We start from the raw sequence: 14,910 nt of genomic DNA on the forward strand, positions 1-14,910 counted from the left end.
AGATTTCTTTCATACATTTAACTTCCAATCCAACCCCTGTTCCAACAACAAAAATTGTAATTGCAACCCATTATTTCACTTAATTAACAAGCAACTTTCTCTTTTAAAGAGCATTGTCTCATTGCACGCTGTTTGCTGATTTTTTTTATTTCTATGTCATATTAGATGACGAACATAATCACAAAAATGTCACTTAGAACGTTTCATATTTACACATATTACAAATATTGTTCTTTTATTGATATCGGACTAAATGTAAAGGCTTTTCTGATTTATATATTTTTGGCCTCCAAATAGCTTATTTTGACGCACAATCTCACTATATTATTTTAATTAGACCGTCGTATTATATATATGATCTCAATTATAACAAAAACGAATACAGTGATACTTTCGTGTTAAGTTACGATTAATTTTATCCCCCCTATAATAGTGATGTTTACGAATCGTTTACCGGTTCAATCAAAACTATCGAGGAGAGTTAATGAAACGTTCTATTAAAATTGCGGTAGCTGCCGCTGTTGCTTTAAGTGCTACATCTGCGTTTGCGACAAACGGTGATGCAATGATCGGTGTGGGTGCTAAAGCCGTCGGTATGGGCGGCGTCGGTATCGGTGTAAGCCATGGTGCGGAATCTGCTCTTACCAATCCGGCAATGATTACAAGCGTTACGGGAACAGAAGTTTCTTTCGGCGGTACTATTTTTATGCCTGATGTTAAAACGACCGTTGCGGGTAGTCTTGGTTCACCGGAAGGGGACAGTGATGCTGATTTATCTGTTATCCCTACTGTAGCAGTTGCGCAAAAAGCTACCGATAATTTCTACTGGGGTGTCGGTATGTACGGTGTCGCCGGAATGGGTACGGATTACCGCGGCACAGATACAAACTATAATATGATGACGAATCTTCAATTGATGCAGTTTGTTCTTCCTTTAGCATATAAAGCAAACGGATTTAGCTTTGCCGTAGCTCCTATCCTTCAATACGGTTCTTTAGATATAAATTATGACACAACTTATGCCGGTGGAACAAGAAGCTCTACTCAGGGTGTAGCACAAGATTTTGGATTGGGCTATACTGTTGGTGCCGCATATGAAGTAGACGGGCTCACGGTGGGTGCATCGTATAAGTCTGCAATCGATATGAATTATAACGGTCAAATTTCACAAGCCATGTCAGATTTTACTGGAGCTCCTGCAAGCATGTTTTCGGATGACCTAGAGCAACCGGCCGAAATGGGTGTCGGTATCTCTTACGTGTTCGGTGGAAACACTATCGCATTGGATTATAAAAAAATTAAATGGTCGGATGCAAAAGGGTATAAAGACTTCAAATGGGAAGATCAAAACGTCATTATGCTCGGTTATCAATATGCACAAGATAATTGGGCATTACGCGCAGGTTACAACCACGCGACTAGCCCTATTAAAGATCAAGGATATGCAGGAACATTGATCAATATCATGAATGAGTTAGGATTCCCTGCGATTATTGAAGATCACTATACAGTGGGTGGCAGCTATGCATTTACAAAAATGACATCATTGGATTTGGCGTATGTCTATTCTCCTGAAGTAACTGATGAATACGGCATTATGGTTCAAACAGGACCATTGCCTACGGATGTGACGCCATCAACTATTAAAACAAGCCATAGTCAACAAGCGGTTACTGTTCAACTTAACTTCAACTTCTAAGAGTTTTTCTTCTCTCCTCCCGGGAGAGATTCACAATCCATTCACCTTTAATAACGATAATAAGAGTTCAAAAAACGTTGAGCTGTCATTATCGTTTATTTGATTGTTTTGTGATACAATATAGCTTCCGCTGAAGAACATATCACAAAAATTGTAAGCGATATCACGAAGGAGAATCATATGTTTAACAGATTACTAATAGGTGCAGCTGCATTATCACTGGCGGCTACAATGGCATTCGGTGTACAAGGTGCGAAATTTTACATCGGTGACGGCGATAAAGAAAAAGTTTTTATGGACATGGTCAATAATAAGATCAGCACAATCGGATACGTATTGTCGGATCCGCATGAGCGCATTAACGATGCGTATAAAACAAAATGGGGAACGGAATATAAAGAAGAGAAAGGGGTAAAAGTTAAACACCCTGATTTCGATCCGACTTTTAAAGAGACGCTCGATAACCTCGGATTCTTTTCTATCACAAATGATAAAGTCGTCGGACCGTTGTTGATGAAAGAACCCGCACTCGGCGGATTTTCACCGTTTAATCTTCATATTTGGAAAAAAATGGGTGAAGATAAAACCTATGTAGGGCATGTTGATCCGGCTACAATGCTTGATATCGTCGGTGTCAAAGATGCCGATGTCCGCGCTAAATTCATCGCTTCTTTCATTCCATTGGATAAAATGGTCTCAGAAGAGATCGGAAGCAAAGTGCAAACAGTGGATTACAAAGCGTTGCCGGCAAAACCAATGATGACGTTTGAATTCCCGGTTGATCGTGCTGAGAGTTTGGATGCATTCATTAGTGATTTCCAAGGAAAATTTGAAGAAAAATTTGAAGCCAACCATTACATCATCGCCGGCTACAAAGACATTAAAGGTTCTATGACCGATAACAACGTCGAGTTTGGCCGTTTTGATGCGTATTGGGTCTATTCTCTATGCCATTTCCGATTTTCAGAAGGAATTTTTAATAACGGACGTCCTGATGCAGGTGCATTCGCGCCTTGTTCAATGTACATGTATGTAGAAAAAGGTTCAAACAAGTTGATGGTCGGTATGCCGCGTTTGGAAAACTGGATTGCGGTTATGGGTATCAAAGATCCTAAAATGGTCGATTCCATCCATAATTTGGATAAAGAGATCATCGGGATTATGACAGGTCTTGGAGGAAAAGAACTATGAAAAAAATCTATTCATTAATCGCTGCGGCGATAATGATCGCATTTTGCGGCTGTGCGGGTACAACGCCTGCTGCCGAAGCGGGTGTAGCGGTTGAAAAAGAGGTTGCAACGTATAAAATCGCAGCATACAGTGATGTCGAAGCGGCTAAATCAAAATTGACGGGTGCAGGGTTTGAAGTTGTCGGAACCTATAAAGGGGATAGCGGAACAACGGTTCTTTTCACAAATGCTGCTATGAAATCAATGGCTAATAAACCTAATCGGGGGCTTGCTGCCGTAGGCCGTTTGTTGGTTGATGATGAAAACAAACAAATCAGCATTGCAAATCCGATCTATTTCGGAAAAGCGTTCATGCAAAAAGAGTACAACCATGCCACAGCTGCAAGTGCGTTGGCATCTCTTGAAAAAGCGTTCGGACCTTTGAAAAATTCTACGGATAAATGGGAATTTGACGGATTAGCCGGATATCATTTTATGGTCGGAATGCCGTATTATGAGGACATGATGGTAGTTGCAGAAGGTTCGACCGCTGATTTGGTGGCGAAAGCGCAAAAAGCGAAAGGGACTACGGCCGTTGTGAAACTTGGAGATGACCGTTATGTAGCTTTTGTATCTCTCGATCGCCGTACAAACGGATTTGTGAAAAAAGTCGGTGCGCAGAATGGAGAAATTCTTCCATGGGCGGTATTGATTGAAGACGGGAAAGCAAAAGCGTTAAGCGCAAAATATTTTATTGCTATCAGTTATCCATTGCTTACGATGTCTGAATTCATGACGATTGCTACCGTTCCGGGTGCAGTTGAAAAAGATCTTCAAAAAGTTTTTAAATAAACTACCGAGTTTCCGCTTTTGTGCGGAAACCCTCCCTCTTTTATCTTCCTACGGTAAAGTTTGCCGATTTTAGCATTGCTTCGACGATATTCATATAATGTGCTTTTTGATTCGTATCTCCTAATACAACAGGCGGTTCCCCGTTGTCGGAGCCTTCGCGGATAGACATATCCAGAGGAATTTGACCCAGTAGCGGTATGTTATAGCGTTTAGAGAGACGTTCCCCGCCTCCGCTGCCGAAAATATCATAGCGGTGTCCCGTATCCGGAGCGATAAAATAGCTCATGTTTTCAACCAATCCAGCCATTGGTACATGGATATCCTGAAACATACGGATTGCTCGACTGACATCATCTGAGGCAACGAGCTGCGGTGTGGTTACAATGACACCTGCGGTTATCGGGAGTTCTTGAGCCATAGTTAACTGGATGTCTCCAGTTCCAGGAGGCATGTCGATGACGAGGAAATCGAGTTCTCCCCACGCTACATCTTCGAGAAACTGGATCAATGCCGATACGGCAACGGATGAACGCCATACAAGCGGTGTATCGGAGGTAGGAGTCGTTAGAGCGACACTCATGATTTTCAGACCGTAGTTTTCACTTGGAACAATCTTATTATCGTCATTCCATTTGATCTTTTCTAAATCGGTATTGGTGAGGCGCGGAACATTAGGGCCGTAAACGTCGGCATCTAATATACCGACCTTATACCCTTTTTGGGCGAGTGCGATAGCCAGATTAACACTGACGGTACTTTTCCCGACTCCCCCTTTTCCGCTGGTGACGGCGATAACGTTCCTAGCATAGGGAGCCCGATTGTTAGGGGTAGAACTGTTACCGTAATTGATATCTTTGGCTGCTGTATTCTTCTTGGTAATGTTGAGTGCGATGAAGTCGGTTGAAAATGTTGCTTCAATTGCTGCTTTTACGTTGAGATAAGAGTCATCACTGACGGTTAGCAGTTCAATATGAGCTATACTGTCAGAGACTTTCACTTCAGAGATCAGCTTTAGTTCACCGAGTGTCCGGTTGAGACCGGGATAGGGGAGTTTATGAAGTGCTTCGCTAAGCGTTTTAGAGTTCATAAGGATTTCCTCTACTCTCGCGAGCCAACAGAGCTTTCGTTCCGGCAGCTTTTTGGACAAGCTTTGAGAGACCTGCCCGTGCACCGGGGTATTCGAGGCTTAATCGATTGGACAGATTGATGCGTTCGTCGATCAGATTGTTCAGGGCTATTATGACTCCGTTGAACGTACCGATTTTATCCGATTCGTTTAAAAGGTCTTTTATTAACATTTCACGAGAATGCATTTGAAGATCGACGCCGTTTGCTTTTGCAACAGCAATAAAATCACCCGCACTGAGATAAAGACCGGAGAAAAAAGTGTTTAAAAAGTGGTTTTCCAACGTTAAAAACTTGCTACGTTCTTCATGGTGACGCTTTTTCATGCGCGTTCTCCCAGATTGACTTCGGCAGCTTTGCTGACATCCGGATCGGTGTCTTGCAGCAATAATGTGATAACTTCTTTCGGTGCGGCACGATTTTCGGCAAGGCGCATTCGAACCATTTTATCATTGTCATCGCAAAGGATTTTTAAGAGCTTTGCAGGTGTATTAGGATTTCCGGAGAGTCCGTCTCGGACAATTTTTTCATCGCTGAAGAACTTTTCTAAAACATCGCTTGGGGTTGACGGATTTGCGGCGACTAGAGCACGGACGAGGTTTATGGTGTCATTCGCGAGATGACGGAGAACCTCGACCGGTGTGTGCGGATTTTTGGCAACGGCCCATCGTGCCCCCATATCGACAGGATTTTGTGATATATCGATAAGCAATTCGACCATTATCGGACTGTATTCGCGGTCACGTTCATAGACAGAGGTACGCAGTGAGAGATTCATGGCGACCTGACCTACAATGAGTTTATCTGTTTTAAAAGCGTTATAGATAGTTTGTACGTCTTCAATAGGGAGGGTTTTGTCTTCTAAAGCTTCAATAAGTGCGGTAGTATCGGATTGTGCTATGGCAATTTGGATAGTCTCACTTTCCATATGCTTCCTTTTGTGTTGTGATATAAATTATCTGCCATACTATCAAAAAGTGATTAAATCCAAAGTATTAATAAACAATTATAAGGGGAAAAACAGAGAAGTCTTTATAAGAAAACGTAAAATAACGCACAATAATCTTATGTCTCTAAAATGTGATAATAATGTAACAATTCGTAATCCTCTTATGTAATGAAAATGTAATTTAACACTTATTAAGAGTCCTCCACCTATAATGGAAACGGTAATTCCATAAATTAAAGCACCGTTGTGTGTACATATTAGATAAAGGAGCACGGATGAACAGATGGTTAAAATCACTCTGTGTGGTTGCATCATTGTCAGCGTCATCAGTGATGGCAGCCGATGAGTATGCAAATAAGGATATCCTTATTTCGGCCGATGAAGCAGTCAAGCTGATTGGAAATCCAAAAGTAATGTTCGTATCGGGAGATAGTGAAGACATTTATAAGCTAGGGCATATTAAAGGGTCAGTGGAGATGTACGCTCACCATTTGCACCATTCAGATATTACGGGTGAGATGCATTGTGCACCTTTGTACCGTTGTGTCGATGATGCAGAAAAATACATCGGAGGCAAAGGGATCAGCAACGATATGATGATTATCGCGTATGATGACTATAAAGGTCCCAATGCGACAGGTGTTTATTCGTTCTTCAAAAGCTATGGGCACAAAAATGTAAAAGTTTTGAACGGAGGACGTGCCGCTATCATGGCGATTGATCCTGCTCAACAAGAATACAATGAAGTCAACTCTCAGCTAAAAGAGATCAAAAAAGGGCAAAAAGCAGACAAAGAAGCTCTTAAAAAAGAGGGTGCGGATACTGCTGCACTTACCGCGTCAATTGCAAAAGCCGATGCCGATATGAAAGTTTTGAAAGCAAAACTAGACGATATTGAAAAACGCCTTTTGGTTGTTAAAGGCGACGAAGTCGATAAAGCGAAAAAATATGTGATCGATCCTAAAAAACTTGATTTTACCGCTATCGCCGATAAAGTAGAAGTTAAACACGCTATGGATGATATCCTCAAAAACGGGAAAAACTCTAAATACGTCATTATTGATTCCCGCGGGATCGCTGAAATCATCGGTGAGCGTAAAATGGATAATGTAGCGCGCGGCGGACATATACCGGGGGCAACGTTTATCGAATGGAGCCGAATTTCAGATGCGGACAAAAAATTATCTTTTAAAGATGCGGATGAGTTAAAAAAAGTGTATGAATCGTACGGCGTAACTCCGGATAAAACGATTTATGCGTACTGTCAAGTAGGTGCAGGCCGCGGGTCTGAGCATATTACAGCGCTTCAGTTGCTTGGATATCCCCATGTTAAAGTTTTCACAGGAAGCTGGGATGTTTGGGGTAACGACATGAACCTTCCGATTAAACGATAAGGCAGAAATATGACAAAAGTAATGAACAATAATCGTCGTGACTTCCTGAAAGTATCAGGGATGACGGCAGCGTTAGTGGCTTCACAAGGCTCACTTTTCGCAAAAACCAATGTAATGTCTGTTGAGAACGGTAAAGAGAACTATCCGAATACCAACTATTCCGAAGATATGTATCGCAACGAATTTGCATTCACGTACGGTAAAAAAGAAGAACACGGTTTTGCATACCACTGTGTTAACTGCCAAGGGAACTGTGCATGGGAAGTTTGGTCACATAACGGCGTAATTACCCGTGAAAACCAATCTGCCCGTTATCCGATTATCAATGCTAAAATCCCTGACTTTAATCCTCGCGGATGTAATAAAGGGGTTCAGCACTCACAAGTGATGTACCAAAAAGACCGTATCCTCTATCCGATGCAGCGTGTCGGTGAGCGCGGAGAAGGTAAATGGAAACGCATCAGCTGGGATGAAGCGGCTGAAATCGTATGTCAAAACATTTTCGATTGTATGACCGATCCTGAACGCGGTCCGGATAAATTGATGGTACACGCGGGTACCGGTCTTTTGACCGAAGGTCGTCGTGGTGCTCCGCTTCGTTTCTCGACTCAGCTCGGTGCGATCCGTATTTATCCGTCATCATACCTCGGGGATATGTTCTCGGGTGCGGCGATTGCATACGGTGAAGGTAACGTCGGTTGTACATGGGATTTCATGTATAACGTCGATACTGCGGTTATGTGGGGTGGGAATCCATCCGTTTCACGTATCCCTGATGCTCACTTCGTATGGGAAGGGAAATATAACGGAGCAAAAGTCATCGTTATTACCCCTGAGTTCAATGCGACCGCTAAATCAGCGGATCTTTGGATTCCGGTAAAAGCGGGTGCGGATAATATTCTTGCAATGAGCGTTATTAACGTTATCCTCAACGAAAAACTTTACAAACCTGAATTCATGAAAATTTTCACCGACCTTCCTTTCTTGGTCGATGTGAAAACACAAAAAATGCTTCGCCGTTCCGATATGGAACATGCAGCGAATGAAGAAGATCACCATAAATTCGAAGAGCAATTCTACGGTATGAACAAAGCGACCGGTAAAGTCGCATTGATGCCGGGAACGGAAGGAAGCTCTACAAAATCTCTCCGTTTGGATGAATTCGGTATCGATCCTGAACTAGAAGGTACCTGGACGATTACGGATGTAGAAGGGCATAAACGCGAAGTTACGACGGTTTTTGAAATGTTGAAAAAATCGGCGGCTAAATTCGCTCCGGAAGCGACTAAAGATATTACAGGAGTACACCCGGATACGGTTCGTCAGCTTGCACGCGATATCGCATTGCCGAAAGTTGTTGAAATCACGACCGGGTTCTCGTTGAACAAATATTTCAACGGTGTCCTTTCAATCTGGAATATCGCCTCTATCTGCGGATTGACAGGTCGTATGGGACCATACGGCGGATTGAACACAGAGAATGAATTTACCCTTTCGGGTCTTGGCGCATTGTCAGGATTCAGCGGTAAATACAACGCACGTTTCGGTTCGGGATTCGTCGGTGAGTTCGTATTCGGTGACGGCTTGAAAACATTTGATGAATATTTCAGCGATGCAGACGTCAAACGTGCGCAAAACGGTATGACGAAAAAAGAATACATGGCTGTTGTTTCTGAAATGCTCGGACACGGCAAAAACAATACTGAGAATTTGGAATCTAAACACGGTAACCACAATAAACCGTGGTGGCAACCGGATTGTGCATTGATCGTTGCCGACTCTAAATTCCGCCGTAACAAAGGTTCTGAATACCGTAAAGCATTCTTGAGCAAAACAAAATTCTTCGGATATGTCGATTACCGTATGTCGGAAGCGGCACAATTCGCGGACGTATTGTTGCCGGCAAAATCGCACTATGAGGTCTATGACCTTCGTACCTCTCCGGGTTATCACCGTTTCACCAACTTGGCACAGCCGGTTGCCGATATCAAAAATATCGGTGAAGCGATGGATGAATGGTCAATGTTTACCTTCCTTGCTAAAAAAATGGAAGAGATCGCTAACCGACCGCAAAACATCGATAAAGCAAAAGTAAAAGATCATCCGAAATATGCAAAACCGGGATTCCATGATTTGACGATATTCCATAAAGAGTACACAAACACCGATGCCGAGTCTGAAGGTGCGGGCGAAGTTTATCTCGGAACCGACAAAATGGCGGTACAAGCGGCATTGGAAAAATGTGAGCAGTATGAGCCGTGGACAATGGAAAAAATGTACAAAGTGGGCGGATTCTTGCTGATCAACGAAAAAGCGGCGAAATCTTCACCGTTGTATTCAGACCGTCCGTACAGCTCTATGGAGAACAACCTTTATAAATTTGAGCGTCTTGAAACGATGTCAGGCCGCCAAACGTTCTATGTTGACCATGATATGTACATCAAAATGGGTGCAGCAACCAATACCGGAATGGAAGGGATTCGTCCGCAGTCTAAAGACTATCCGTACGTATTCATGACTCCGCATGCTCGTTGGTCAATCCACTCGAACTACAAAACGTCACGTACGTTACTACGCCTTCAACGCGGTGTCCCTGCAGCACAAGTGAACCGTGTGGTTGCAGAGTCTAAAGGTATTAAAGACGGCGATACGATCCGTATTTACAATGCTCTGGGCGAGTTCTACGCTATGGCGAAACTCTCTTCTTCCGCACCGGCTGACGGCTTGGTAATGGAGCATGGATGGGAACCGTATATGTATTTGAAAAACAAAGGGCATAATGAAGTCGTACCTACGGCATTGAACTTGCTCGAAATGGCTGATGGATGGGGTCACTTGAAATTCGGTGGTCTTTGGGACGGTAACCAGTACGCATACGACGGCGCCGTGAACTACGAAAAAGCAAAAGACGTACAGTATTAAGGGGAATAAATGTCTAAAAGACAATTAGCAATGGTAATGGACCTGAACAAATGTATCGGGTGCCAAACATGTACCGTAGCATGTAAAACGCAATGGACGAACCGTAATGGTCGTGAGTATATGTACTGGAACAACGTTGAGACGTATCCGGGAACCGGTTATCCTAAACACTGGATGGAGCTCGGCGGCGGTTTTGATGCTGCAGGCGATCTTCAACCGGGTGTGATCCCTAATCTTGAAGCAGATTACGGGGTACCTTGGGATTATAACTATGAGTCGTTGATGGGCGGTATGGCAGATAGCAATACATTCCATCCGCATGTCTCTCCGACATGGGGACCGAACTGGGATGAAGACCAAGGTGCGGGTGCATTTCCGCAAGACAACTATTTCTTCTATCTTCCGCGTATTTGTAACCACTGTACAAATCCGGGCTGTTTGAGTGCGTGTCCTCGTGACGCGATCTTCAAACGTGAAGAAGACGGTGTTGTTTTGGTAGACTTGGACCGTTGTCAAGGGTACCGCTACTGTATCGCGGGATGTCCTTACAAAAAAATCTATTTCAATCCGAAAATCTCTAAATCAGAGAAATGTATCCTTTGTTTCCCACGTATCGAACAAGGGCTTCCGCCGGCGTGTGCACAGCAATGTGTCGGACGTATCCGTTTCGTAGGATTCTTGGATGATGAAGATTCTCAAGTGTATAAATTGGTACACAAATATAAAGTAGCAATCGGATTGCGTTCGGATTACGGTACGCAACCAAACGTATACTATATCCCACCGACCGAATCTCCTGCGAAATTTGATGCGGAAGGGAAAATCATCGAAGGTTCAACCCGTCTTCCAATTGAAGAGCTCGAGAAATTGTTCGGACCTGAAGTTCATGATTCTATCGCGACGTTGAAAGCAGAGATGAAAAAACGTAAAGAGACGGGTGAGAGCGAATTGCTCGATCTATTGATTGCATACCAACACTCTGATATGTTCCGTTTGGACAACAACTACTATCAACAAGTAGCGAAAGAGAATAAGCGTAATCCATTGGCGCCGGTCGATACACGTTACATCGCCGGTAAATTTACACATGCGGGAGGGCACCACTAATGAATAAAGTTATCACATCACTCCTTTCATTGGGTGTTGCTTGCTCTGCCGCATTAGCGGCAAACGGCGCGATCAGTGCTGTTAAGGTCAGCGATAAATTAGACGGTATTTCGGCCGAGTCTCCATTGTGGGCAAAAGCGAAATATACGACGGTAACCCTTTACCCGCAAACTGCCGTTCACATGAACGACAAAAAAGCGAACGAAGCAAATGCGGCCGACAAAGCTAAAAATGCGCAAGTTGCCGCTTTGTATAACGGTAAAACATTGGCTATCAACGTAAAATGGACAGACGGCACGAAAGACGTTCAAGGGGCATACTCTTCGGACACGTATAGCGACGGATTTGCACTTCAATTCGCCGGCGCTACCAAAAAATCAGGACCGCTTCCGTATATCGGAATGGGTTCGGACGGACGTCCGGTAGTGGTTCATTTGCAAAAAGCGACTGCGAGCGTATATGAGCCAAACGGAAACAAAGATGTTTCAACGCAAATCAATCGTAACCAAACTAATCTTTTCGGAAAAGATTTGGCCGATTACGATGCTAAAGTGGCTTCTTTGGCAAAAACAGACTATGAGCGCTCATTCGTAGGAGAAGGGTTCCGTTCATTGACAGAGATCAAAGACGGATCTTCTGCATCGGCAGCGGCGATGGTTTATAGCAGTAACGGATGGAGCGGTACGGTTTCCCGTCCGCTTAAAGACGCGTATGTCAACAGCACCGGAACGGTTCCTGTGGCGATTGCGGTTTGGGATGGATCGAAAATGGGACGTAACGGTTTGAAAAACCTTAGCTCATGGGTTGCTGTTAATCTCGAAGGGATGAAACCGGATGCAAAAATCGTCGGTGAAATTGCTGAAGAGGCAAAAGGCGACGCGGCAAAAGGTAAAGAAGCTCTAGCCGCTAACGGATGTGCGGGATGTCACCAAGTGACTGCGGCAGACGCTCCGAGCTTCATGGCACCGTCTCTTCAAAACGTCGGCGGTTACTCTACGGTTGCGTATCTTCGTGAGTCAATCTTAAAACCGTCTGCGGTTGTCGTACCAGGTTATAATCGTAATGCACATAGTAATACACCTTGGTATACAATTGAAAAAGGTAAACGCGTCTCTACGATGACGGATTACAGCTTCTTGGATAAGAATACGGTAAATGACATCGTCGCGTACCTTAAAACGCTCAAAGCGGAGGTAGAATAATGAAAAAGTTACTATTGATTTGTGCCGCGCTTGTTTTCAGCGCGTTCGCAAACGAGCCGGAAGGGCAAGAGTTTGACGGGATTTTAACAACTCCGGGATGTGCCGCTGAAGGTGCATTCGCCGATTGTTATCTCGAAAATTATGCGTGCGGATCTGACGGCTGTTTTAGAAAAACCGAGCCGGGTGTCAGAGGCAAACCGAATATCGCTTTGTTTCAACACAATACAGGTAAAACCTACAATGTAGATGTCTCTAAACTCAATTTGTCAGAATTGGGTGAAGGGATGAATAAAAACGGTGTCGTAATCGTCGGCACGTTAGACGAAGCTACAAACACAATCCATGCGACTGAGTTCAAAGCTCCGCCACCACCGAAAAAATCATTCTTCAAAGGGTGCCTATAAGCCCTTTTTTCCGCTCCTTCTGCCGATAAGCCGAGGAAGTGGGACTTATTTGCCGAGCTTCTTTAAGAACGGCACGTAACGGCCCCGAGAGGGGCCCGTTACATTCTGACTAGTTTCTCATGTTAGGGTATTTCGAAGCCTCTGTATGACACAATCCGATACTTTTTTTAGGAACCGATAATGAACCACGAATACCGACTTTATATCTATGCTTTTTTATCCCGTGTGATGAGTGACATCCCCGACCGTCGTTTTATCAATGATCTCAAAAATAACGATTCGTTTTTAGAGATTATCGGTGAAGAGACGCGAGAATGGTTCGCATCAACCGACAATGAAACGATATATGACGCATTAAACACCGATTTTACGTCGATGTTTATCCTTAATACCCAGCCTGTTGAATCTTTTATCCTTGATGCAAAAAATGAGACGCTAGTCGGTTTGCAAAACCCGGTTATGGCATTTTACTTTACCCATGGATTTGAGGTCAATATGGACCAGACTCAAATCATGGCACCGGATCATCTTTCGATAGAGTTCGCATTTATGCAAACTTTGGTATACCGGAATGAAACGGCACCGCAATTGGAGTTTTTGGATCAACATCTTTTCGCATGGGTTGTTCCGTATATGATGGGGATGAAAAGTATGGCGGATACGCCGTTTTATCGGGACATCTGTGACTTTGTCGTAGAATTTTTAAGTGCGGATTATGAGTATTTGTCACAAGGCGGCAGCAATGGGTAACATGAATTTCATCCAGAAGAGCAATCTTTTCAGTTATACGGCGACTCGGTGTCTGCGTAACGAGTATTATCACAACGATTGCCGTATCTGCATCGATTTGTGCCCTAAGGGCGCGTTTCATATCGTCCGCAATAAGCTGACGCTGTTTGAAAATGAATGCATCGGATGTGCCGGATGTATTGGAAGCTGTCCGAGCGAAGCATTGGAAATTGAGAGCTTCGATCCTAACGGCTTTGCTGCGGAGTTTCAGTATCAAAACGATTTGACCCTTTCGTGTAAAGTATCGACTCCGTGTCTAGGGGTATTTGATGTCGAGCATTATGCCGTTATGGCACTGCGCTCAGACAAAGAGGTTCAATGCGATTTAAGCCTTTGTGCAGAGTGTGTTTTGAACCAAGACGGCAAATTACATCGTATTATCAGTGAAAAAATCGATGAAGCGAACCGCTTTTTGGAGTTGGTAGAGCACTCCGAGCGCATAAGCATAGTTGAAGTCAAAGAGGAGCAGGCTCCGAGACGGGCACTCTTTCGAAAAGGGCTTGAGAAGGTTAAAGAATCTCTCATACAACCGACGGCACAGGCGCATGTAGCCATGACGACAGCACATCACAAGCTTCCGGATATGAAGATGCCACTCAAACGGATTATGCTGAAAAACTCGCTCAAAGAGCGGGTAGGCGGGTTAAATCAAACGACTTTCACAGATAGAAGCAGTTTGTTCTTCAATAAGCAAATCGATTTCCAAAGCTGTACCAACTGCGGTGATTGCAGCCAATTTTGCCCGACAGACGCACTTTTTTTGAGTTCGGATAAACAGGCGATTTTCTTTTCGCAAGGAAAATGTATCGGATGCGGAATCTGTGAAGATATCTGCAAGCCCAAAGCAATCACAGACAAAGAAGGATTTGACCTTGTCGGTATCGCGTATGACCGCGCGGAGCAACTGGTCAGATACGAGATGGTAATGTGTCATGAATGCCGTTGTCCGTACCCTTATAAGGGGGGAGACCCGATTTGTGACCGCTGTGCCAGCTTTACGACGCAACACGTCAATATGTTTACGTTAGCGAAAGATTTATAATAACGTTCCCGTCTAACGGGAGCTATTTTTTCTCCATCGCGTCTTTGGCCCCTTTGATCGCACCGTTCATTGCCGATTTGGCAACACTCCATGCACGTACACCTATTGCTTTTGCTTCTTGAGCGGATTTGGAGTTGAGGATTTTTGTCCCTTTTTTAGTTACACCGCGTTTGATACGAGAAAGGCGATCTCGGAGGAGGACTACCGTTTCTTTGGAGAGATTGGTAAGTTCGTCCGATTGTATTTGGATATCGTG

Annotated in this window: 13 protein-coding genes and 1 pseudogene; 10 read left to right on the forward strand and 4 right to left on the reverse strand. The window is 43.9% G+C overall.

Annotated features, from left to right (window positions below; all coding sequences use genetic code 11):
* Nucleotides 1-484 precede the first annotated feature (484 nt).
* The 3 genes from Q0389_RS04030 to Q0389_RS04040 all read left to right on the forward strand — a co-directional run bounded on the left by Q0389_RS04030 (nt 485) and on the right by Q0389_RS04040 (nt 3,720).
* Nucleotides 485-1,699: an outer membrane protein transport protein gene (locus Q0389_RS04030; RefSeq protein WP_298691878.1), complete on the forward strand. Its 1,215-nt coding sequence runs from the start codon at nt 485-487 to the stop codon at nt 1,697-1,699.
* 180 nt (nt 1,700-1,879) lie between these two features.
* Nucleotides 1,880-2,890 (forward strand): hypothetical protein, encoded by a 1,011-nt coding sequence (locus tag Q0389_RS04035; RefSeq protein ID WP_298691880.1) that lies wholly within the window; start codon nt 1,880-1,882, stop codon nt 2,888-2,890.
* Nucleotides 2,887-3,720 carry a hypothetical protein gene (locus Q0389_RS04040; RefSeq protein WP_298691881.1) on the forward strand — a complete coding sequence of 278 codons (834 nt, stop codon included), beginning with the start codon at nt 2,887-2,889 and terminating at the stop codon, nt 3,718-3,720. Before Q0389_RS04035 ends, Q0389_RS04040 begins: the two co-directional genes overlap by 4 nt.
* Nucleotides 3,721-3,760: 40 nt before the next feature.
* Here Q0389_RS04040 and Q0389_RS04045 read toward each other — a convergent pair whose 3' ends face one another.
* From Q0389_RS04045 to Q0389_RS04055, 3 genes are read right to left on the reverse strand one after another with little or no spacing between them, the layout of a single operon-like run.
* Nucleotides 3,761-4,807, reverse strand: a complete 1,047-nt coding sequence (locus Q0389_RS04045; RefSeq protein WP_298691882.1) for an Mrp/NBP35 family ATP-binding protein — start codon at nt 4,805-4,807, stop codon at nt 3,761-3,763.
* Nucleotides 4,797-5,171, reverse strand: coding sequence for a hypothetical protein (locus Q0389_RS04050; protein ID WP_298691884.1), 375 nt, complete (start codon nt 5,169-5,171; stop codon nt 4,797-4,799). Before Q0389_RS04050 ends, Q0389_RS04045 begins: the two co-directional genes overlap by 11 nt.
* Nucleotides 5,168-5,773, reverse strand: a complete 606-nt coding sequence (locus Q0389_RS04055) for a hypothetical protein (RefSeq protein WP_298691886.1) — start codon at nt 5,771-5,773, stop codon at nt 5,168-5,170. The genes Q0389_RS04050 and Q0389_RS04055 overlap by 4 nt, the downstream gene beginning before the upstream one ends.
* 296 nt (nt 5,774-6,069) lie before the next feature.
* Here Q0389_RS04055 and Q0389_RS04060 point away from each other — a divergent pair, with 296 nt between their 5' ends.
* The 7 genes from Q0389_RS04060 (at nt 6,070) to Q0389_RS04090 (ending at nt 14,654) form a co-directional block, all read left to right on the forward strand.
* Nucleotides 6,070-7,188, forward strand: coding sequence for a sulfurtransferase (locus Q0389_RS04060; protein ID WP_298691888.1), 1,119 nt, complete (start codon nt 6,070-6,072; stop codon nt 7,186-7,188).
* 9 nt (nt 7,189-7,197) lie between these two features.
* On the forward strand, nt 7,198-10,110 hold the full coding sequence (locus tag Q0389_RS04065) for a molybdopterin-dependent oxidoreductase (protein WP_298691890.1): 2,913 nt from the start codon (nt 7,198-7,200) through the stop codon (nt 10,108-10,110).
* 9 nt (nt 10,111-10,119) lie between these two features.
* Complete coding sequence (locus Q0389_RS04070; protein WP_298691892.1) at nt 10,120-11,217, forward strand: 4Fe-4S dicluster domain-containing protein; 1,098 nt, start codon at nt 10,120-10,122, stop codon at nt 11,215-11,217.
* Complete coding sequence (locus Q0389_RS04075; RefSeq protein ID WP_298691893.1) at nt 11,217-12,419, forward strand: ethylbenzene dehydrogenase-related protein; 1,203 nt, start codon at nt 11,217-11,219, stop codon at nt 12,417-12,419. The genes Q0389_RS04070 and Q0389_RS04075 overlap by 1 nt, the downstream gene beginning before the upstream one ends.
* Entirely contained in the window at nt 12,419-12,823 is a 405-nt protein-coding gene (locus tag Q0389_RS04080) for a hypothetical protein (RefSeq protein WP_298691895.1), read from the forward strand. Before Q0389_RS04075 ends, Q0389_RS04080 begins: the two co-directional genes overlap by 1 nt.
* Nucleotides 12,824-13,003: 180 nt before the next feature.
* The gene (locus Q0389_RS04085; RefSeq protein ID WP_298691897.1) at nt 13,004-13,573 is read left to right on the forward strand and encodes a molecular chaperone TorD family protein; all 570 of its coding nucleotides are present in this window, start codon (nt 13,004-13,006) and stop codon (nt 13,571-13,573) included.
* Nucleotides 13,566-14,654 carry a 4Fe-4S binding protein gene (locus Q0389_RS04090; protein WP_298691899.1) on the forward strand — a complete coding sequence of 363 codons (1,089 nt, stop codon included), beginning with the start codon at nt 13,566-13,568 and terminating at the stop codon, nt 14,652-14,654. The genes Q0389_RS04085 and Q0389_RS04090 overlap by 8 nt, the downstream gene beginning before the upstream one ends.
* A 22-nt stretch (nt 14,655-14,676) precedes the next feature.
* On the opposite strand, the pseudogene Q0389_RS04095 reads toward Q0389_RS04090, so the two are convergent.
* Nucleotides 14,677-14,910, reverse strand: a pseudogene (locus tag Q0389_RS04095) (hypothetical protein); the annotation flags it as partial.

The organism is uncultured Sulfuricurvum sp., from assembly GCF_937936435.1.
In the GTDB taxonomy this organism is placed as follows: Bacteria; Campylobacterota; Campylobacteria; order Campylobacterales; family Sulfurimonadaceae; genus Sulfuricurvum.